Source organism: Gordonia sp. NPDC003424 (assembly GCF_053588655.1).
Genome location: NZ_JBSFQJ010000001.1, coordinates 520,421 through 540,238, shown reverse-complemented (window position 1 = coordinate 540,238; position 19,818 = coordinate 520,421). Strand labels below are relative to the sequence as shown.

The window sequence follows — 19,818 nt, the reverse complement described above, 5'->3', positions numbered from 1 at the left end:
TCGGCCCCGAGCGACGTCACAGAGTCACCGAATGCCGTCCCGGCTCTCGCGGCTTTCGCTCAGTGAAGAACGGGCGGCCTCGCGTAACCGCGCACGCTGGGCGGTCAGGCGACAATTATTGACGCGTGTTCGCCAGATCTGCGCGGTTGTGCGGGGGCCCGCCGGCGGCCGCTCCCGAGCGGGGTCGTAACGAGACCGAATGTCGTCCCGGCTCTCACGGCTTTCACTCAGTGAAACAACGTCGTCGACACGTGTGACCCGGACCTCTTAGATTTGCCTTCATCCCCGGCGTCACCATTCGCCACGCCGGACCGGAGCGCCACAGAGAACGGACACCACCATGAGCCCACTCGCGGACACCACCCGCACCCAGGTTGCGATCGTCGGCGGCGGACCCGCCGGCCTGATGCTCTCGCACCTGCTGCACAACGCCGGCATCGAGAGTGTCGTCATCGACAACCGCACCGTCGAGCAGATCGAGACGACCCACCGGGCGGGCATCCTCGAACGCGACAGCGTGCGGTTGCTGGTCGACTCCGGTGTCTCCGACCGCGTCCTCACCGACGGCCACGAACACGAGGGCATCGCGCTGCGGTTCGGCGGCGTCAGCCACCGCATCGACTTCCAGAAGCTCACCGGAGCGTCGTGCTGGCTCTACCCGCAGACCGAGGTGTTCATCGACCTGCACCGCGCCCGCACCCGCGACGGCGGCGACGTGCGGTACGGCATCACCGACGCCGAGGTCACCGGTGTGACCGACGCGCCCGTCGTCCGCTACACCGACGCCGACGGCGCGCGGCACGAGATCACCGCCGACCTCGTGGTGGGCGCCGACGGGTCGCGCAGCATCTGCCGCGGCCTGGTGGAGAACGCCCACCAGTACTTCCGCGAATACCCGTTCGCCTGGTTCGGCGTCATGGTGCAGGCCCCGCCGAGCGCACCCGAACTGATCTACACCCGGGCGCCCGAGGGCTTCGCGCTCATCAGTCAGCGCACCGACACCGTGCAGCGCATGTACTTCCAATGCGATCCCACGGAGAATCCCGACGACTGGTCCGACGACCGCATCTGGGATCAGCTGCACACCCGGCTGTCCGGCCAGGACGGCTTCCGGCTCAAGGACGGCCCGGTGCTCGAACGCACCGTCCTGCCGTTCCGCAGCTTCGTCCAGTCGCCGATGCGCCACGGCAAACTCCTGCTCGCCGGCGATGCCGCCCACACCGTTCCCCCGACCGGCGCCAAGGGCCTCAACCTCGCACTTGCCGACGTCCGGGTGCTCGCCGACGTCATCGAACGCGCCGTCAACAAGAACGACTCGGACGCTCTGGACACCTACACCGACCGCGCCCTGTCCCGGGTGTGGAAGGCGCAGCACTTCTCGTACTGGATGACCACCATGCTGCACAACGTCGACGGTGCGTCGGACTTCGACGAACAGCGTCAACTCGGCGAGCTGGAAACGCTCGTCGCGTCGGAGGCCGGCTCGACCTACCTGGCGGAGGGCTACACGGGTTGGCCGCTCCACTGAGTCTCCACCACCGGGCCCACGGGCCGAGTGCACCCGATACCGTTGAGCGATGACCGACATCCTGTGGCCCGGCGACCAGCATGCCGGTGACGTCTTCTCCGACACCGCGGTCCTCGACGCGATGATCGCACTCGAGGCGGCGTGGTCATCGGGACTCGCGAAGGCGGGTATCGCGCCGGCCGAGGTGACGGTAAGCGCCGAACGGTTGCGTTCATTCGTCTCCGACGTGGACCGAGAAAAGATCGCCCTGGCCGCGGAATCCGGTGGCAATCCCGTCATCCCGCTCGTCAAGACCCTGCGAGCCGGACTCGGCGACGGCGATGCGGCGACCTGGCTGCACCGAGGTCTCACCAGTCAGGACCTCGTCGACACCGCACTGGTGTCCTGTGCGGCAACAGCTTTCGAGCAGATCCGTGGCGAACTCGGCGAGCAGGTGCGAGTTCTGTCGCGGCTGGCCGACGAGCATCGTGCCACCCCGATGGTGGCACGCACGCTCACGCAGCAGGCGATCCCGATGACCTTCGGGCTCAAGGTCGCCGGCTGGCTGCGTGGCGCCCTCGACGCCGTCGAGCAGGTCGATCGACTGGTGTTCCCGGTCCAGATCGGTGGTGCGGCTGGCACTTTGGCCGCCGCCCATGAGCTCGCCGCGGCGCTGGGAGAACCCGACGCGGCCGTCGTCGAGGCCACGACGGTGGCCGCGCGGGAGCTGGGTCTGGAACCCACGGTGCCCTGGCATACCGTGCGCACCGCGATCACCCGTGCCGGTGACGCCGCCGTCGGCTGCACCGATGCCTGGGGCCATCTCGCCAACGACATCCTCACATTGGCGCGCACGGAGGTCGGGGAACTCGGGGAAGGGGCGGCCGGCGGGTCGTCGACGATGCCGAACAAGGCCAATCCGGTTCTCTCCGTGCTCGTTCGACGAGCCGGGCTCACCGCTCCGATGCTGGGGGCGACGCTGCACGTGGCCGCTGCCGATGCTGCCGAGGAGCGGTCGTCGGGTGCCTGGCACGCCGAATGGGATGCGCTACGAACGCTGTTGCGGCATACCGTCGTCGCCGGTCGGCAGACCACGCGCCTCGTGTCGGATCTGCGGGTGCACGCAGATCGTATGCGCGCCAACCTCGATGCCGCGGGCGACGCGGTCACCGCCGAGCAACGCACGATGGCCGGCCTCGCCCACCATGCACCGGAGGGTGAATACTTCGGTGCCGCAGACAGACTCATCCAGATCCAACTCGACCGGGCACAAGGAGTTCAGCAATGACGCGATACGACGACGGCATGGTGGTACGCCGCGAGGTACTCGGCGACGCGCACGTCGACCGGGCAACCGCCGCGATCACCGACCTCACGCAGGAGTTCCAGGAGTTCATCACCGAATACGCGTGGGGCAGCATCTGGACCCGACCCGGACTGGACCGTCGCAGCCGATCGATGATCACCCTGACTGCGCTGATCGCGCGCGGCCATCACGAGGAACTCGCGATGCACGTGCGTGCGGCGCTGCGAAATCGGTTGTCGCGGGATGAGATCAAAGAGGTGATCCTGCAGTCGGCGATCTATTGCGGTGTGCCCGACGCGAATACCGCCTTCCGGATCGCCTCGAACGTGTTCGCGGAGATCGACGCGGAGAGCTGATTCCTTGCGGATGCGTCGGCTTGCATGGGCCACACCTCTGGAAATGGTTCGCGTGCACTGTGCACGCCTGCAGCCCTCACAGCTGTGGCTGGTGTCAGGTCGCGGACGGGAGATGTGACGCACTCCCCACGACCGATAACTTGTCAAATTATTGACAAACTCAACGGTTTGGTTTTACGGTGATTGTCACCACAACCCGAACCCGATGAGGAGCAGCGCACCATGCGTAACCAAGGAGTGGGCGGCTGGCCCTACCGAGTAGCCCGTCAAGAACCCGACGCACCGGCGATCGTCTTCCGCGATCAGGTGACGACCTACCGCGAGCTCGATTCCCGCACCACCCGGTTGGCGCATGCGCTCGCCGATCTCGGCGTGACGAAGGGCGACCGAGTCGCTCTGTTGAGCGCCAATCACCCCGCCTACCTGGAGGGATTGTTCGCCGCCGGGCTACTCGGCGCGATCCTGGTGCCGCTGAACGCACGTCTCACCGCCCCCGAGGTGACCTACACGCTGCGCGATTCGGGCGCCCACGTCCTCATCTACTCGGCCGACCTCGCCGACATCGCGGAGTCGTCCGCGGCGGAGGCCGGGACCGAGCGCCTGGTCGTCATCGACGGCGAACCCGGCGTGGGGACCCTCGGGTACGAGCAGGCCATCGAGCAGGCCGGCGTCGAGCGCATCGACACCGAGGTCGGCCACGACGACCCTTGCTTCATCATGTACACCTCCGGCACCACCGGTCACCCCAAGGGTGTCGTGTTGACGCAGGGTGCGGTCACGTTCGCGGTGATGAACGTCGTCATCGATCTCGACTTCACCAGCGACGAGGTCTCGCTGGTCACCGCGCCGCTGTTCCACACGGGCGCACTGAATTTCGTCGCACTGCCCACGCTCCTCAAGGGCGGGACGCTGATCATCGAAGAAGGCTTCGACGCAGGCCGGGCGCTGCAACTCGTCGCCGAACGCGGTGTCACCTACTCCTTCGGCGTGCCGACCATGCTCGACGCGATGAGCGCGCATCCGGACTGGGCGACGACCGATGTCTCGTCGATCCGCCGGTGGATCGCCTCCGGCGCGCCGGTGCCACCGCGCACCTTGAACACCTACGCAGCGCGTGGCATCGCGCTGTGCCAGGGATACGGCCTCACCGAGGCCGGACCCGGCGCGCTGATCCTCAAGCCCGGCCACGTCCAACGCAAGCTGGGCACGGCCGGCGTCCCGCACTTCTTCGCCGACGTGCGCGTGGTCAACGAGGACGGCACCGAAACAGCCACGGGCGAGCGCGGTGAGATCCAGGTCCAAGGGCCGAATCTCTTGCGGGAGTACTGGAATCGTCCGGACGCCACCGACGACGCGTTCACCGAGGACGGCTGGTTCCACACCGGAGACGTCGGCGTGCGCGACGACGAGGGCTACATCTCCATCGTCGACCGGCTCAAGGACATGATCATTTCCGGCGGCGAGAACATCTATCCGGCGGAGGTCGAGGCGGCCATCCTGGAAATGCCCGGCGTGCTCAGCTGCGCCGTGTTCGGCACCCCGAACGAGAAGTGGGGCGAAGTCGGTTGTGCTGCAATCACTCTTGCAGCGAACGCGGCACTGTCGTTCACCGAACTGGAGAGCTTCCTCAAGGCGCGTCTGGCCCGCTACAAGATCCCGAAGTCGATGGTGCTGATCGACGACCTCCCGCGCAACGCGACCGGGAAGATCCGCAAAGATCAACTGCGGGAGATGTATCCGGCGCCGGTGTGATGTGTTTGCGTTGGGCGCCCTTCGACACGCTCGCTCGTTCCTCGCGGGCTGCTCGGGGGGCGAGGGGAGCCTCGCGCGCTCGTTCCTCGCGGGCTGCTCGGGGGGCGGTAGGACGTTGACCAACACGCGGTACAGTGCTTTCACTGAGTGAAAGGACTGCGCTGATGGCGGGCAACACGGGTGCGCCGGGGCAATCCGTCGCCGCACGCACCCTGGCCGTGCTGGGCACGTTCGACGACAACCACCGCGCGCAGACCCTGACCGAGATCGCCGGTCGCGCCGAGCTTCCCGTCCCGACGGCGCACCGATTGGTGCGTGAACTCGAGACCTGGGGTGCACTGGTCCGCCGACCCGACAACACCTTCGTCATCGGTCGCCGCCTCTGGGACCTCGGACTCCTTGCGCCCATCCAATCCGGCATCCGCGAGGTGGCGGCACCGTTCATGCAGGACCTCTACGCCGCGACCCTGGCGACGGTGCACCTGGCGGTGCGTGAGGGCACGCAGGTGCTCTACCTCGACCGATTGTCCGGCCGGGCGTCGGTGCCGGTGGTCAGCCGTGTCGGTGGGCGACTCCCGCTGTATTCCACCGGCGTCGGGAAGGTGTTGCTGGCCCATGCCCCCGACGACATCCGCCGCGCGGTGATGTCGGACCTACGGCCGATCACCCGGCACACCATCGTCGCGCCGGGTGTCCTCGACCGGCAATTGCGCCAGATCCGCCAGCAGGGCTACGCGACGACCGTCGAGGAGATGACGATGGGTGCGTGCTCGGTCGCGGTGCCGGTCCGGGCGGGTGACGACGTGGTGGCCGCCCTCGGGGTCGTGGTCCCGACGCTGGGGCGCAACCGCGCGTCCCTGGTGGCCGCGGCGCAGGTCGCGGCGGCGAGCATCGGCCGCATGGTGGGTCGTTAGGAAGCCTCCCACGGCAATCATTGACAAACTCAATAATTAAAGAATATCGTGATTGCTACCACATCCACCGGATCAGGGAGCGTCACCAGTATGCGTAATCAGGGCGTGGGCACTTGGCCTCACCGGACGTCGCGGCAGAAGCCGGATGCCACCGCGATCGTGTTTCGCGATGCCGAGACGACGTACCGTGAACTCGACGACCGCACGACGCGGCTGGCCCACTCCCTCGCCGACCTCGGTGTGGAGCGCGGCGATCGTGTGGCGCTGCTGAGCGCGAACCATCCGTCGTACCTCGAGGCGCTGTTTGCCGCCGGCCTGCTCGGCGCGATCCTGGTCCCGCTCAATGCACGGCTGACCGCGCCCGAGGTCACCTACGCACTACAGGACTCCGGTGCCCGCGTCCTGATCCACTCGGCCGAGTTGGGCGAGGTCGCGGTGGCTGCAGCGGGCGAGGCCGGGACCGGGCGCCGCATCGTCGTCGACGGCGAACCGGATGCCGATGCCCTCGGTTACGAGGCGATCATCGCCACCGGCCGCACCGAGCGCATCGAAGTCGAGGTCACCCACGACGACCCGTGCCTCATCATGTACACCTCCGGCACCACCGGAAACCCCAAGGGGGTGGTGCTGACCCACGGCGGCGTCACGTTCGCGGTGCTCAATCCGATCGTCGACCTCGATCTGCTCAGTGACGAGGTCTCGCTCGTCGCCGCACCGCTGTTTCACACGGCCGCACTGAATTTCATCTCGCTACCGACCATCCTCAAGGGTGGCTCGGTGGTCATCGAAGAGGGCTTCGAGCCCGGGCGCATCCTGAAGGTCATCGCTGAGCGCAAGATCACCTATGCCTTCGGCGTGCCGACCATGCTCGACGCGATGAGCGCCCATCCCGACTTCGCGTCCGCCGACCTGTCGTCCATTCGGCGCTGGATCGTCGCCGCGGCGCCGGTGCCACCGCGCACGCTGAAGACCTACACCGCCCGCGGGGTCAAGCTCTGCCAGGCCTACGGACTCACCGAAACCGGTCCCGGCGCACTGGTTCTCACGCCCGCGTATGTCGAGGAGAAGCTCGGCTCGGCCGGCCTGCCGCACTTCTTCACCGACATCCGCGTGGTCGACCCCGACGGCGTCGAGACCAAGCCCGGCGAGCGCGGCGAGATCCAGATCCACGGGCCGAATGTCATGCGCGAGTACTGGGGTCGGGCCGACGCGACCGCCGCGTCGTTCACCGACGACGGCTGGTTCCGCTCCGGCGACGTCGGCGTGCGCGACGACGAGGGATTCGTGACCATCGTCGACCGCCTCAAGGACATGATCATCTCCGGTGGCGAGAACATCTACCCCGCCGAGATCGAGGCCGCCATCCTCGAGTACCCGGGTGTCATCGGGTGCGGGGTATTCGGTGTCCCACACGAGAAGTGGGGCGAAGTCGGTTGCGCCGCCATTACTCTCGACGACGGCGCGGCGTTGACGTATGAGGAGCTCGAGGCCTTCCTGACCGAGCGGCTGGCACGGTACAAGATCCCCAAGTCCATGGTGGTGCTCGACGAGATCCCCCGTAACGCGACCGGCAAGATCCGCAAGGACCGGCTCCGGGCGACCTATGCCACCCCGAACCCGGCCTGAGCCCTCGATGGTCACGACCATCTCGGGCAAGTGATCTCGGTGCGCTTCCTCGATCAGCGGTTGGCGCACGACGATTCAGGTCAGGAATCCGAGGTGTCGAAGGCGGTGCGGTACAGCAGCGAACGCAACGTCTCGAGCTGTTCGCGGTCGGCGTCGACGAACAACTCGCGCGCGACGTCCTTGGTGAGGCCGTGTGCGCGTTCGCAGAGTTCGCGACCGCCGTCGGTGGCCAGGATCAGTTTGTTGCGTCGATCGTCGGGATCGGTGGTCCGCACCACCAGGTCGCGGCCCTCGAGGTCGTCGACGAGTGCGACGATCTGGCTCGGATCGAGACCCACGTCGGACGCGAGACGCCGCTGCGTGATGCCGGTCGGTTCGTCGCACACCGCCGCCAGCACGCTGTAGGCGCGGACCTTGAGGCCGAGGGGTGCCAGGGTGCGATTCGTGGTCTTGACCAGGAGCGCGCTGACCCGCGCGATGAGGAACCCGAGGTCGTCCTCGAGGATTCGCCGCTTTGCCATCGGACTCCTTTCGCCTTCGGGAGTCTAGCAACAGAACAATCATTGACAAACTCAATCATTGCATGTCTAATCAAATGGAACGTTATGCACGCCCCAAGGAGGCACACATGGATCTCACCGGCAAAGTCGCCATCGTCACCGGCAGTGGACAGGGCCTCGGACTGGCCTACGCCAAGGAGCTGGCGGCCGACGGCGCGGCCGTCGTCATCAACGATGTCCGGCAGGAAACCGCGGACGCGGCGGTCGCCGAGATCACCGCGGCCGGCGGCAAAGCAGTGGCCGTCGTCGCCCCGGTCGGCAGCACCGAAACCGCACAGGCCCTGGTCAAGGCGGCCGTCGACAACTTCGGGCGCCTCGACATCCTGGTCACCAACGCCGGCATCCTGCGCGACAAGGTCCTCTGGAAGATGACCGACGACGACTTCGACGCAGTCATCAACGTCCACCTGCGTGGCACCTTCACGTGCGTGCGCGAGGCCGTGCTGCGATTCCGCGAGCAGGGCGAGGGTGGCCGCATCATCTGCATCGGCTCCCCGGCCGGACAGCGCGGCAACTTCGGCCAGACCAACTATGCGGGTGCCAAGGCCGGTATCGTCGGCATGGTGCGCACTTGGGCGATGGAACTGCGCAAGGCCGGCATCACCGCCAACGCGGTGTGCCCGGTCGCCGCCACCGCGATGACCGAGACCGTGCCGATCTTCAAGCCGTTCATCGACGAGGCCAAGGAGACCGGCAAGCTCGCCGACGTCATCCGTCGCGACGTCGGCATGGGTACCCCCGAGGACGTGGCCGGGGTCATCGCTTTCCTCGCCTCCGACGCCGCCGCCGACATCACCGGCCAGGCCATCTCCATCGGCGGTGACCGGCTGGCGCTGTGGTCGCATCCGGAGCTGGGCGAAACCGCCTACCACGACAACGGTTTCAGCGCAGACGACGTCGCGGCCGCGTGGCCCGGCACCTTCGCCAACAACCTCGAGACCGTCGGCGAGGAGTTCCCCGCCGAGGTCCTGGCGGCCGCGAAATGACCACCGACGGGGAGCGGCGCGAGCACGGGCGATCAAACGCCTGCTACGAGTACGGCGTCGACTTCGCCGCCATCAAGGCCATCGACATCCACACCCACGTCGAGATCGACGGGTGCGGGCACCGCTCGATGGACGACGAGTTGATGGCCGCGTCGGAGAAGTACTTCAAGTCCGGCGAGGAACGCACCCCGACCATCGAATCGATTGCCGAACACTACCGCGAGCGGAACATGGCGGCCGTCGTGTTCACCGTCGACGCGGCGTCGGCGTCCGGGCACACCCCGAACGACGTCGAGGAGATCGCCGAGAAGGCAGCACAATTCAACGACGTGCTCATCCCGTTCGGGTCCGTCGATCCGCTGCAGGGCAAGGCTGCGGTCAAGCGGGTGCACCGGCTCGTCGACGAATTCGGCGTCAAGGGATTCAAGTTCCATCCCAGCATGCAGGGCTTCGAACCGAACGACCGCCAGTTCTATCCGCTGTACGAGGTGATCGTGGAATGCGGTGTGCCGGCGCTGTTCCACACCGGCCAGACCGGCATCGGCGCGGGAATGCCTGGGGGACATGGCATCAAGCTGCGTTACTCGGACCCGATGCTGCTCGACGACGTGGCGGCCGACTTCCCCGACCTGACAGTGATCATGGCGCATCCGGCCGTTCCGTGGGTCGATCAGCAGATCTCGATCGCCACCCACAAGGCCAACGTGTACATCGACCTGTCCGGGTGGTCGCCGAAGTACTTCCCGCCGCAGTTGGTGCGCGCCGCAAACTCGATGCTGCGCCACAAGGTTCTGTTCGGCTCGGACTTCCCGGTCATCCAGGTCGACCGATGGCTTGCCGACTACGCGAAACTCGACATGAAACCCGAAGTCGAGCCGTTACTGTTCAAGGAGAACGCGATGCGCGTTCTCGGTATCAAGCACTGATCAACGCAGCACCAGAAGGACTTTCAATCATGGCTCTCGCAACCGAACCCGTTGTCACCAAAGTTGCCACCCTTGCCGATCTCGACCCGCTGGTCGGGCAGACCATCGGCGTCAGCTCCTGGATGCCCGTCGACCAGGACCGGATCAACACCTTCGCCGACGCCACGGACGATCACCAGTGGATTCACGTCGACCCGGCGCGCGCCACCGAGGAAAGCCCGTTCGGCGGACCGATCGCCCACGGCTACCTCACCCTCTCGCTGATCATCCCGATGTTCGAGGAGATCTTCGCGGTGGAGAGCGTCAAGATGGCAGTCAACTACGGGCTCAACAAGGTCCGCTTCACCAGCCCGGTGCCCGCCGGCGGCCGGGTGCGCCTGAACGCCACGCTGAAGTCGATCGAGCACCTGCCCAAGGGTGGCGTGCAGGTTGTCATCGACGCCGTCATCGAACTCGAGGGCAGTGAGCGTCCGGCCGTCGTCGTAGAGGGTGTGTACCGGTACTTCGAGTGAGGGTGTCTGCCACACTCGGCCAGCGGTGGGGCGTGTGCCTTCGTTGCTGATCGTGGAGGGCTACGGCTGATCGTGAAACATCCTTTCCCGCTGATCGAGTAAGCGAGGAGCTTGCGACGAGCGCATCGAGATCACTTGCCGCCCAGGTGGTCTCGATGCGCTCGGCTCCTTCGTCGCCGGGCTTACTCGACCAGCGGAGGGGCGCCGGGCTTGCTCGGCCGGCGGTGGGGGGACACGTTTTCGCTGATCGAGTAAGGCTCCGAGCTTGCGAGGCGCCGCATCGAGATCTGTTCTGGCGGTGGGGTGTCGGGCTTGCTCGACCTGCGGAGGGTGCCCACTCGACGGGAAACAGCGCCCAGTGGACGGGAACGGACGCCCACTCGACGGGGAACAGCGCCCAGTGGACGGGAACGGGCGCCCACTCGACGGGAAACAGCGCCCAGTCGACGCTATGCGTCCAGGGCAGTGAGGAATTCGTCGATCCGCGGCCAGGTTTCGGCGGTGGCGTCGCTGCCGGCGATCAGCCCCAGGTGGCTTGTCTCGACGGTGGTGAAGTGCACCTGTGGTGAGTCGGCGAAGATCTCGACACCGTGATGCGCGGCGGCCCAACTGACGATCGCGTCGCGGTGGCTGCCGAAGAGCTGGATCGGCACCGCAATCGACGTCAGGTCGATGGTGCGGCCGTCGAAATCCAGTACACCGGTGGCCAATTCGTTTCGGAAGACCAGGTTCTGCCACATCTGCTCGGACAATCGGCCTGGGTAGCCGGGCAGCGACTCCTGGAACCAGTCGATCACCTGCATTCGGGCCAGGGCTTCGGTGTTGTCGGCGTTACGCATGATGTAGCCCGGTTTCCGGAGTTCACGCTGCCACGCGGTGGCACGGTAGGCGGCTCGCACAAGGGGTGCCGGGATCCCGCCCATGGCTCTGAGGGCAAGCGTCACCGGAGTCGTCCCGATGGGTCGCGTGACCGCGCGCACAAGCGGATACGGTTGAACCAGAGCATAATTCAACGGAGTTCCGATGGCGGTGATCGATCGCACCGGTGACTCGGGGTGTGCCGCAACGGTGAGGAAGGCCACCGTGCCGCCCAGGCTCCACGCGGCCACGTCGACCGTCGAACCGGACGAGTAGTCGTCGAGTGCCCGCTCGATCGCCTCTGGGACGATGTCGTCGAAGAAATCCTCGAATCCCAGATGGCGGTCGGCGTAGTGCATCTCGCCGAAGTCGACGACGTACGGAATGCGGCCGGTCGACAGCAGGAACGCGACGATCGACATGTCGGGGGCCAGGTCGTAGCACCGCGCGGGCACGGCCAGCGGCGGCACCAGGAGGACGGGTGTGCGTCCGGACGCTCGCGCCGCGGCCAGGTCGTCGTCGGCGCCGTACCGGCACAGGGTGCGGTGCGGGCCTTCCGCGACGACCGTATGCGGAGTCGGCTGGTCGTCGGCGATGCGATCGCCGCGGGTCAGTCGGTACAGGGTGCGCACGCCGTCGAGCATGCGATGGATTGTATCGACGCTTCAGCGTTGCTCGGTCTGCCGCTCCACCAGTCCACCGATGCGGTAGTCGACGAGCTTGCGCATGACCAACGACGTGGTGGTGCGGGTGACGCCGGGGATGTCGAGGATCATGCCGGCGATGCGGTAGAGGTCGTCGGCATCGCGGGCCACCACGTGTACGAGCAGGTCGGTGACGCCGGACAGGCCGTGGACTTCGAGAACCTCGGGGATGTCGGCGAGGGCGTCGGAGATCGGCGACAGCAGACTCTGGGTGACGTCGGTGAGGATGAATGCGGTCAGTGGGTAGCCGAGTGCCGCGGGATCGATGCGACGATCAAACGACCGCAGGACCCCGCGCTGTTCGAGTTTGGTGAGCCGCGCCTGGACCGTGTTGCGTGATAGTCCGGTTCGTTCGGCGAGGGCGATCGTGGTGGCGCGGGGATCATCGGTGAGCGCGCGGAGGATGCGCGCATCGATGGAGTCGACCGTGCGGTTCGCTTCGGACAATGGTCACCTCGGGGCGGTCGACGACGCTCGCACGTGCAGAATGTTCAGGCAGACGGGTTGATCGTGCTCGAAGTGTAAACCGTCGAAGGAGTACCGATGTTCTATCTGACCGGCTTCGTCGTCTTCCTGGCCGAACTCGTCGCATGGGCGGGCGTGGCCTCGTTGGGGCTGCTGTGGCTGGGTAACACCCTCATCGGCTGGGTGGTATCGGTGCTGCTTCTGATCGTCGTGATCGGTTTCTGGAGCCGGTTCATGGCACCGAAGGCGCCTCATCGACTTCAGCCGGTGCCGTACTACGTCGTCAAGGCGATCATCTACCTTGGTGCGGTTCTCGCGATCGTCCAGGTGAGTCGGGTTGCGGCGGTGATCTTTGCGATCGTCGCGGTGGTGTCCGAACTCGCGATGCGACGGGTCGACACGGGATCAGACGGGTCCCCGGGCAGCCACCCGTGATCGGACTCAGCCGGCGACGGAACTCAGGATCGCCCGCGTGTACGCATCGGATCGGTCCGAGCCGATGATGCCGGGCGCCATCTTGTTCATGACGTAGGAGATGGTCATCTTCTGCAGCGGGAACATGACCGTCACCGACCCGCCCCATCCACCCCAGAAGCAGATGCGCTCGTCCGGGAGCGACGGAACCGTCTCGGGCTCGGGAAGCGCGAAGCCGATGCCGAAGCGCAGCGGTACACCGAGGACGAGGTCGACACCGCGCGCCTGCTCGTCGAAGATCTGGTCGATCGTCTTCTCCGACAACAGGTTCACCCCGTCGACAGTGCCGCCGCGGGAGATCGTCGAGAAGGTGCGGACCAGCGCGCGGGCATTGGTGTGCCCGTTGAGCGCTCCCATGTCGGCGCGCCGCCACTCGATGGTGTTGGCGGCGGCGGCATCGGCGGCCGGCCCGGTGAAGGTCTTGAACACCGGCGAATCGGTGTCCAGTGATGCGATGTCGATCGGAAGCGGTGGGGGAGGGATGATCTCGGCGATGCGGGCGTCGTCCTCGGGTTTCGCCCCGATCTGCAGGTCGACCCCGAGCGGTGCGGCGATCTCTTCGGCCACAAACTGTTTCAGGTGTTTGCCGGTGACACGTCGGACGATCTCGCCGAGCAGGTGGCCTTGGTTCTGGGCGTGGTACCCGGAGGCCGTGCCCGGTTCCCACCACGGTGCCTGGCGGGCCAGATGTGCGACCGACGAGTCCCAGTCGTACATGTCGGTGAGTTCGAATGGCTGATCCCATCCGGAGACGCCCGATGTGTGCGACATGACGTGGCGGACCTCGATGGCCTCCTTGCCGTTCTGTCCGAACTCCGGCCAGTACGTGGCGACCGGCTCATGCAGATCGATGAGTCCCCGTTCGACACAGATCAACACCGCCAGCGCGGTGACCTCCTTGGTCGTCGACCACACGTTGATGATGGTGTCGCGTTCCCACGGCAGGGTCTTTGCGGCGTCCCGATGACCACCCCAGAGATCGACGACGAGGTCACCGTCGATGTCCACGGCGATCGCCGCGCCGACCTCCTCGCCCGAGCGCAACTGCGCGGCGAGTTCGTCGCGGACGCGGTCGAAACGGGGGTCGTTGGTTCCGTGGATGTCGATGTCGGTGGGCACCATGGTCTCCTCTGGATGCGCTGTGATCTCCGCTAGACACTAGATCCGGACGGCCGTGCCGCGTCGGTACTTCGTCGAACCGGGCTTGCGGGTTGAGAGCCCGGGGTAATCGCTTCGCGCGTCCGGCGACCGGACAACCAGCCGCCGGACGCGCAGGTCATCGTGCGGCGTCGCGTAGTTCGCGCCGCAGGATCTTCCCGGTGACCGTCTTGGGAAGCTCCTCGACGATCTCCACCGACCGCGGGTACTTGTAGGCGGCCATCTGCTCCTTGCAGAACTCGACCAGTTCGTCGGGCGTCGCCGTGGCATCATCCCGCAGGGACACATATGCCTTCACGGTCTCCCCGCGGTACTCGTCGGGGATGCCGATCACCGCCGCCTCACGCACCGCGGGATGCGTGTACAGCACATCCTCCACCTCCCGCGGCCACACCTTGTAACCGGACGCGTTGATCATGTCCTTCTTGCGGTCGACGACGTAGTACCAGCCGTCCGAGTCCATGAATCCGACATCGCCGGTACGCAATTCACCGCCCGGGAGGGACTCGGCCGTCTTCTCCGGCTTGTTCCAGTAACCCTTGACGACCTGTGGGCCGGCGGTCGCGAACTCGCCGATCTCGCCGACCGGCACGTCGTCGCCGTGCTCGTCGATGACACGGACCACCGTGTTGAACACCGGTACGCCCACCGACAGGGCGCCCGACGTCGGGTCGACTGGGGCCCGCACTCCGAGCGGCACGCCATGCGAGGGCGACGACGTCTCGGTGAGCCCGTAGATGTTGTGGATGTAGGCGCCGAAGATCTTCTCCAGCCGATCGCCCATCGCGGGCGCGATCGGAGCACCTCCCGAGTAGAGGATGCGCAGGCTCGCAAAGTCATCCGGCGTTGCGCCCGGTGCCGCGGACAGTGCGTTGAACGCGGTGATCGCGGCCACCGTGAAGACCGGCTTGCGCTCCCGGATCGCGTCCAGGGTGACGTCGGGGGTGAAGCGATGTACCAGTGTCAGCGGCGTCCGTGCCAGCATCGCGAGCATGACGTGGCCGACGAGTCCGGTGATGTGGAACAGCGGTGCGATCCCGAGTACGCCCTCACCGGGTTTGAGTGCGGTCCAGTCCCGGTACGTCTGGGCGTTGAACGCCAGGTTGCCATGAGTGTTCATGGCGCCCTTGGGTTCTCCCGTGGTGCCGGACGTGTAGGTGAGGACGGCGGTGCCGTCGGTCGCCAAGGTCGGGGCCGGCACCGCCGCGCCGTCGTATCCGTCGATGATCTCGAGCAGGTCGAGGGTGTCCGGGCTTCGGTGCCGCCGTACTCCGTCGAACAGGCGGGTATCGTTGCGGGACTGGAAATCCAGTGGCGACGTGGTGATCACGGTGCGCACCGAGGTGTTCCCCGTGGCGATCACCTGCCGGGCCACGTCGGTGTAGAGATCATCGAGGGTCAGCACCGCGGTGGCACCCGAATCGGTGAGGATGTAGGTCAGCTCGCGTTGCTTGTTCATCGGGTTGACCGCCACCGCGATTCCGCCGGCCCGCCAGGCTGCGATCAGCCCGATGACGAACGACGGATTGTTCTGCACGTAGACCGCGAGGCGATCTCCCGGCGAGAACCCCTCGGCGACTAGGGCCGCGGCGAGCGCGGAGGCGGCCCGATCCACGTCGGCGAAGGTGAGTGTCGCGTCGAAATAGTAGATGAACGGCGCAGCGGGATCGTCGGCGACGGCCGCGTCGAACACGTCGAGTGCGGTCCGATACTCGACGTCGATGTCGGCCGGGCTGCCCGCCGGGTAGCGGGCGAGCCACGGCCGGTCTGCGTAACTCACTTGACCACCACCGGATTGACCGGCGAACCGGTGGCATTGTGAATCTTCAACGGCGCTGCCACATAGAAGAATTCGTAGACGCCGTCGTCGGCGCAGTCGGCGGCCAGCTTCTCCAGATCGCAGATCTCGGTGAAGGCGATACCCAGGTTCCGCATCAGGGCGTTGTGGAGCACCAGCGCCACCCCGTTGTGCGGGTCGGTGGTCACCTCATTCGCGATGGTGTCGGTGACGAGATTCGGAATCTCCTTGCCGGAGAACCATTCCACGAGTTCCGGCGAGTAGACGAGGCCGGGTTCGCAGAAGTCGTCGTAGAACTTGTCCCCCTGCCGGAAGAACAGCTCGAGGTGATTGGTGCGGATCAACAGGATGTCGCGTGGCTTGATCTCGATTCCCTGAGCGGCCGCACACTTCTCCAGGTCCGTGTGATCGAAGGTCTCGCGCGGGCCGAGGCACTCGACACCACGGAACCGGGCCATGTCGAGCAGCACCGCCCGCCCGGCGACGCCGCGCTGCGCGATGGGTTCGACGCTGGCCTTGTCCAGGCCGCCGATGGTGGTACGTGCGTCGTAGCCGTTCCAGATCTGTCCGTCGTACCAGACGTGTCCGAGGGCGTCGTACTGGGTGGAACCCTGCAGGAAGGCGTTGATCTTGTCGTCGGCATAGTGCAATCCGCCGGGGAACGCCGGTCCGTCGCCGCCTTCGTCCCAGTGTGACTCGTCGAGGATCATCTCCCGTGTCGCGGGACTACGGCCGGGCCAGACCGGGTCGCCGTTGGGATCGCCGATCAAGCGCTGCAGCGTGAACAGTGCGCCCTTCTTGATGAGTGAGGCGCCGGCGAGGACTTGTTCCGCGGTGAGGTAGTTGAGGCTGCCGACCTCGTCGTCGGGTCCCCACTTGCCCCAGTTGGAGGGGGAACCGTCGAGGAGTTCGGTCAGGTCGGGTGCGGTGGTCATGATGCGGCCTCTCCGTTGAGTGGGTGGCAGTGAACTGAACATCGGTGATCGAACGTTCGGGAAGTTCAGTGAGATGAGCATCACAAGAATTCCGGCCGGCGTCAAGGGGTTCGCGCCACTCGAATGATGCTGCGGTGTGGCGGGATTCGCCGACGCGCAGGTTCAGCTCGGCTGAACAGCCATCATTGCGAGGGCGTGCTGGGCATACTGTCGGGCCACCTCCGGCGGACTGAGCGTTCCGCTCGCGGAGAACCAGTAGGGCAGCGCCATGCACATCGTCGCGACCGCGCGTGCCGTCTCACGGGGAGTGTCGGTGGCAAACGACCCTTCGCCGACGGCTTCGATGGCGGCCGAATCGAGGCGCTCTTGCAGACGGCGGCGCACGCCCACGATCCGACTGCGGTCCGGTTCTTCGAGGCTGCGCATCTCGGTGGCGGAGATGAACGCGAGATCGCGACGCATCGCGTGGCAGAGCGCCAGCGCCTCCACCATGCGGGCGAACCGTTCGGCCGCCGGCCCGCCTTCCGAATCTGCCGCGGCCACACGCCATTCGATGTCCTGCAAGGTCAGGTCCATCAGGGTGACCAGGAGGTGTTGCTTGCTGCGGTGATAGTGATAGATGCCCGCGACGCTGCTCTCGGCGGCGGTCGCGACGAGTCGCATCGTCGCCCCGTGATACCCCATCTCGGTGAACACCTCGACGGCCGCGCGTAACGCCGGATCGAGGTCGAGGTCGGCGAACTGTCGCCAGTCTGACGTGGCGGCCGGAGGCCCCGCGGGCTCCGGGGTGGTGGTGACCGGGGTGAGCAGATGTGCCGGCGGCATGTCGAGCGTGTGCGCGATCTGCTGCAACCGATCGATCGTCAAAGAGACCTTGCCGTTCTCGATCGCGCTCATGGTCCCGACGCTGACACCGATCGCGGAGGCGAGTGCGCGAAGAGTGAAACCCGACCGCTGCCGCGCTTGTCGCACCGCAGCTCCCGTCGCGCTGAGTTCAGTCACCCTGAACACAGTAGTGCTGCGGGTGGCCGGAGAAGGCGAGATCGCGCGGTCTCGTTCCACCGGCCGCGGGCAACGTCCTAGACTTCTGCCGACAGTGATCCGAGGAAGGGGTTCGGCGTGAGCGCCTACGACGACCTGCCCTGGCTCGCGCACTACGACGGGCGACCCGCGCACCAGCGGGTCGAGTTCGCGACCGTCGTCGACATGTTCGACGCCGCGGTGTCGGCGGAGCCGGACGAGCCGGCGATCCGGTACTTCGATTCGACGATGACGTGGGCCGAACTCGACGCCGCATCTGACGCTGTGGCGTGGCTGCTCCGCGCACGAGGCTTTCGTCAGGGGCAGCGATGCGCGCTCTACCTCCAGAACGATCCCGCCTTCGTCATCGGCCTGGTTGCGGCGTGGAAGGTCGGCGGGATCGCGGCCACCATCAGTCCGATGAGCAAGGCCGACGAGTTCGCCTACTTTCTGCGGCGCTACACGCCGACCGCGCTGATCGCGCTCGACGACCTGTACATCGAGGTCGCGCGGGATGTGCTCGCGGACCCGGAACGTGACCTCGCCGTGCCCATTGTGCTCACGGCGTCCGCGCGTGATTTCCAAAGTCGTGATGATCCACGGGTTTTCGACCGAAGTCGAATCAGTCCACCGGCGGACACCGTCGATCTGGCCGCGCTGGTCGATGCGGAGAAACTCTCGACTGGCCGCCGGCCGATCGGCCCCGGTGACGTTGCGGTGTTGCTGAGCACCTCGGGCACCACGGGATTTCCCAAAGGAGCGCAGATCAGTCATGCGAATCTGACCTTCAACACCCAGATCTACCGCGACTGGACGAGATTGCTGCCCGGCGAGCCGATCTTGGCGCTGGCACCCATCTTTCACGTGACCGGGTTGGTGGGTGCGGTGACCCTGGCCATGCTTTTGCGGTCGCCACTGGTCCTCACCCATCGCATTCTCCCGCCCATCGTCGCCGATGCCATCAGGGAATGGCGACCGGCCTTTGCTGTCGCAGCCATCACCGCCTATCTGGGCCTGGCCGACGAATCCGACATCACCGCCGCAGAGATGGCACCGCTGCGTGTTCGCTACTCGGGTGGGGCGCCGATCGAACCCGCTGTCGCGCAACGACTCGAGGATCGATTGGGCGGTTACATCCACAACATCTACGGACAGACGGAGACGACGTCGCCCTCACATATCGTGCCGGTGGAACTGCGGGCGCCGGTGGATGCCGAAACCGGCGTGCTCTCGGTCGGTATTCCGGTATCCAACACCGTTGTCCGCGTTGTCGACGATGCCGGCCGGGATCTACCCGCAGGTGAGATCGGTGAGCTGATCACGACCGGTCCGCAGGTCATCGAAGATACTGGGACGATCCGGAATCCACCGCCGCAGCGCTCGCCGGAGGCGAATTGCACACCGGCGACATCGGTTTCATGGACGACGAGGGTTGGTTCTACGTCGTCGACCGGAGCAACGACGTCATCAACGCGGCCGGCTACAAGATCTGGCCGCATGAGGTGGAGCAGGTCTTGACACGGCACACCGAGGTCGTGGAGGCGGCGGTCGTCGGTATCGCCGATGACTACCGGGGCGAGAGCGCCAAGGCGTTTGTGGTGGTGCGGCCCGGTAGCGCGGTGACCGAACGCGAGCTCGTCGACTACTGCCGAAATCGGATGGCGGCGTACAAGTATCCGCGAGAAGTGGAGCTGGTGGGGTCTTTGCCGCGCACCACGACGGGAAAGCTGTTGCGGCGCAAGCTGCGGTGAGTGATCCCGGTCTCGATACGCGCCCGGTTCCTGAGCAAGCGAGGGGACGAGCGCGTCGAAGGGCGCTTCACTCGGTGCCCGATCCGAGGAGCGTCCCCCGCTGATCGAGTAAGGCTCCGAGCTTGCGAGGTGCCGCATCGAGATCACTTGTCGCCAAAGGGAAGTGGTCTCGATGCGCGGCCGGTTCCTGAGCAAGCGAGGGACGAGCGC

17 protein-coding genes and 1 pseudogene are annotated in these 19,818 nt (G+C 66.3%); 11 read left to right on the top strand and 7 right to left on the bottom strand.

The window, feature by feature from the left end; genetic code table 11:
* The first annotated feature begins 340 nt into the window (after positions 1-340).
* The 6 genes from ACWDTI_RS02410 to ACWDTI_RS02385 all read left to right on the top strand — a co-directional run bounded on the left by ACWDTI_RS02410 (position 341) and on the right by ACWDTI_RS02385 (position 7,461).
* A complete protein-coding gene (locus ACWDTI_RS02410; RefSeq protein ID WP_449736424.1) occupies positions 341-1,528 on the top strand; it encodes a 4-hydroxybenzoate 3-monooxygenase in 1,188 nt (395 codons plus the stop codon).
* 49 nt (positions 1,529-1,577) lie between these two features.
* The gene (locus tag ACWDTI_RS02405) at positions 1,578-2,795 is read left to right on the top strand and encodes a lyase family protein (RefSeq protein WP_449736423.1); all 1,218 of its coding nucleotides are present in this window, start codon (positions 1,578-1,580) and stop codon (positions 2,793-2,795) included.
* Positions 2,792-3,169: a 4-carboxymuconolactone decarboxylase gene (gene pcaC, locus ACWDTI_RS02400; protein ID WP_449736422.1), complete on the top strand. Its 378-nt coding sequence runs from the start codon at positions 2,792-2,794 to the stop codon at positions 3,167-3,169. The genes ACWDTI_RS02405 and pcaC overlap by 4 nt, the downstream gene beginning before the upstream one ends.
* A 222-nt stretch (positions 3,170-3,391) precedes the next feature.
* Entirely contained in the window at positions 3,392-4,921 is a 1,530-nt protein-coding gene (locus ACWDTI_RS02395) for an acyl-CoA synthetase (RefSeq protein WP_449736421.1), read from the top strand.
* A gap of 164 nt (positions 4,922-5,085) precedes the next feature.
* Positions 5,086-5,835, top strand: a complete 750-nt coding sequence (locus ACWDTI_RS02390; protein ID WP_449736420.1) for an IclR family transcriptional regulator — start codon at positions 5,086-5,088, stop codon at positions 5,833-5,835.
* A gap of 105 nt (positions 5,836-5,940) precedes the next feature.
* The gene (locus tag ACWDTI_RS02385) at positions 5,941-7,461 is read left to right on the top strand and encodes an acyl-CoA synthetase (protein ID WP_449736419.1); all 1,521 of its coding nucleotides are present in this window, start codon (positions 5,941-5,943) and stop codon (positions 7,459-7,461) included.
* A gap of 80 nt (positions 7,462-7,541) precedes the next feature.
* Here ACWDTI_RS02385 and ACWDTI_RS02380 read toward each other — a convergent pair whose 3' ends face one another.
* Complete coding sequence (locus ACWDTI_RS02380; protein ID WP_449736418.1) at positions 7,542-7,982, bottom strand: MarR family winged helix-turn-helix transcriptional regulator; 441 nt, start codon at positions 7,980-7,982, stop codon at positions 7,542-7,544.
* 107 nt (positions 7,983-8,089) lie between these two features.
* Here ACWDTI_RS02380 and ACWDTI_RS02375 point away from each other — a divergent pair, with 107 nt between their 5' ends.
* The 3 genes from ACWDTI_RS02375 to ACWDTI_RS02365 are packed head-to-tail and all read left to right on the top strand — an operon-like array spanning position 8,090 to position 10,445.
* Positions 8,090-9,007, top strand: coding sequence for an SDR family oxidoreductase (locus tag ACWDTI_RS02375; protein WP_449736417.1), 918 nt, complete (start codon positions 8,090-8,092; stop codon positions 9,005-9,007).
* Entirely contained in the window at positions 9,004-9,933 is a 930-nt protein-coding gene (gene couO / locus ACWDTI_RS02370; protein ID WP_449736416.1) for a 4-hydroxyphenyl-beta-ketoacyl-CoA hydrolase, read from the top strand. The genes ACWDTI_RS02375 and couO overlap by 4 nt, the downstream gene beginning before the upstream one ends.
* 29 nt (positions 9,934-9,962) lie before the next feature.
* On the top strand, positions 9,963-10,445 hold the full coding sequence (locus ACWDTI_RS02365) for a MaoC family dehydratase (protein WP_449736415.1): 483 nt from the start codon (positions 9,963-9,965) through the stop codon (positions 10,443-10,445).
* A 449-nt stretch (positions 10,446-10,894) separates the two neighbouring features.
* Here the strand turns inward: ACWDTI_RS02365 and ACWDTI_RS02360 are convergent, their stop codons facing one another.
* A complete protein-coding gene (locus ACWDTI_RS02360; RefSeq protein WP_449736414.1) occupies positions 10,895-11,947 on the bottom strand; it encodes an alpha/beta hydrolase in 1,053 nt (350 codons plus the stop codon).
* 21 nt (positions 11,948-11,968) lie between these two features.
* On the bottom strand, positions 11,969-12,454 hold the full coding sequence (locus ACWDTI_RS02355) for an Lrp/AsnC family transcriptional regulator (RefSeq protein ID WP_449736413.1): 486 nt from the start codon (positions 12,452-12,454) through the stop codon (positions 11,969-11,971).
* Between the two features lie 96 nt (positions 12,455-12,550).
* Between ACWDTI_RS02355 and ACWDTI_RS02350 the strand changes: the two genes are divergently transcribed.
* Positions 12,551-12,907, top strand: coding sequence for a YrdB family protein (locus ACWDTI_RS02350; protein WP_449736412.1), 357 nt, complete (start codon positions 12,551-12,553; stop codon positions 12,905-12,907).
* 6 nt (positions 12,908-12,913) lie between these two features.
* Here the strand turns inward: ACWDTI_RS02350 and ACWDTI_RS02345 are convergent, their stop codons facing one another.
* The 4 genes from ACWDTI_RS02345 to ACWDTI_RS02330 form a co-directional block, all read right to left on the bottom strand.
* Entirely contained in the window at positions 12,914-14,068 is a 1,155-nt protein-coding gene (locus tag ACWDTI_RS02345) for a serine hydrolase domain-containing protein (protein ID WP_449736411.1), read from the bottom strand.
* Positions 14,069-14,222: 154 nt separating this feature from the next.
* On the bottom strand, positions 14,223-15,884 hold the full coding sequence (locus ACWDTI_RS02340; RefSeq protein WP_449736410.1) for an AMP-binding protein: 1,662 nt from the start codon (positions 15,882-15,884) through the stop codon (positions 14,223-14,225).
* A complete protein-coding gene (locus tag ACWDTI_RS02335; RefSeq protein WP_449736409.1) occupies positions 15,881-16,837 on the bottom strand; it encodes a cyclase family protein in 957 nt (318 codons plus the stop codon). The genes ACWDTI_RS02340 and ACWDTI_RS02335 overlap by 4 nt, the downstream gene beginning before the upstream one ends.
* 162 nt (positions 16,838-16,999) lie before the next feature.
* The gene (locus tag ACWDTI_RS02330; protein ID WP_449736408.1) at positions 17,000-17,839 is read right to left on the bottom strand and encodes a TetR family transcriptional regulator; all 840 of its coding nucleotides are present in this window, start codon (positions 17,837-17,839) and stop codon (positions 17,000-17,002) included.
* Between the two features lie 117 nt (positions 17,840-17,956).
* Between ACWDTI_RS02330 and ACWDTI_RS02325 the strand changes: the two are divergent.
* Positions 17,957-19,608, top strand: a pseudogene (locus tag ACWDTI_RS02325) (class I adenylate-forming enzyme family protein).
* Positions 19,609-19,818: the final 210 nt, after the last annotated feature.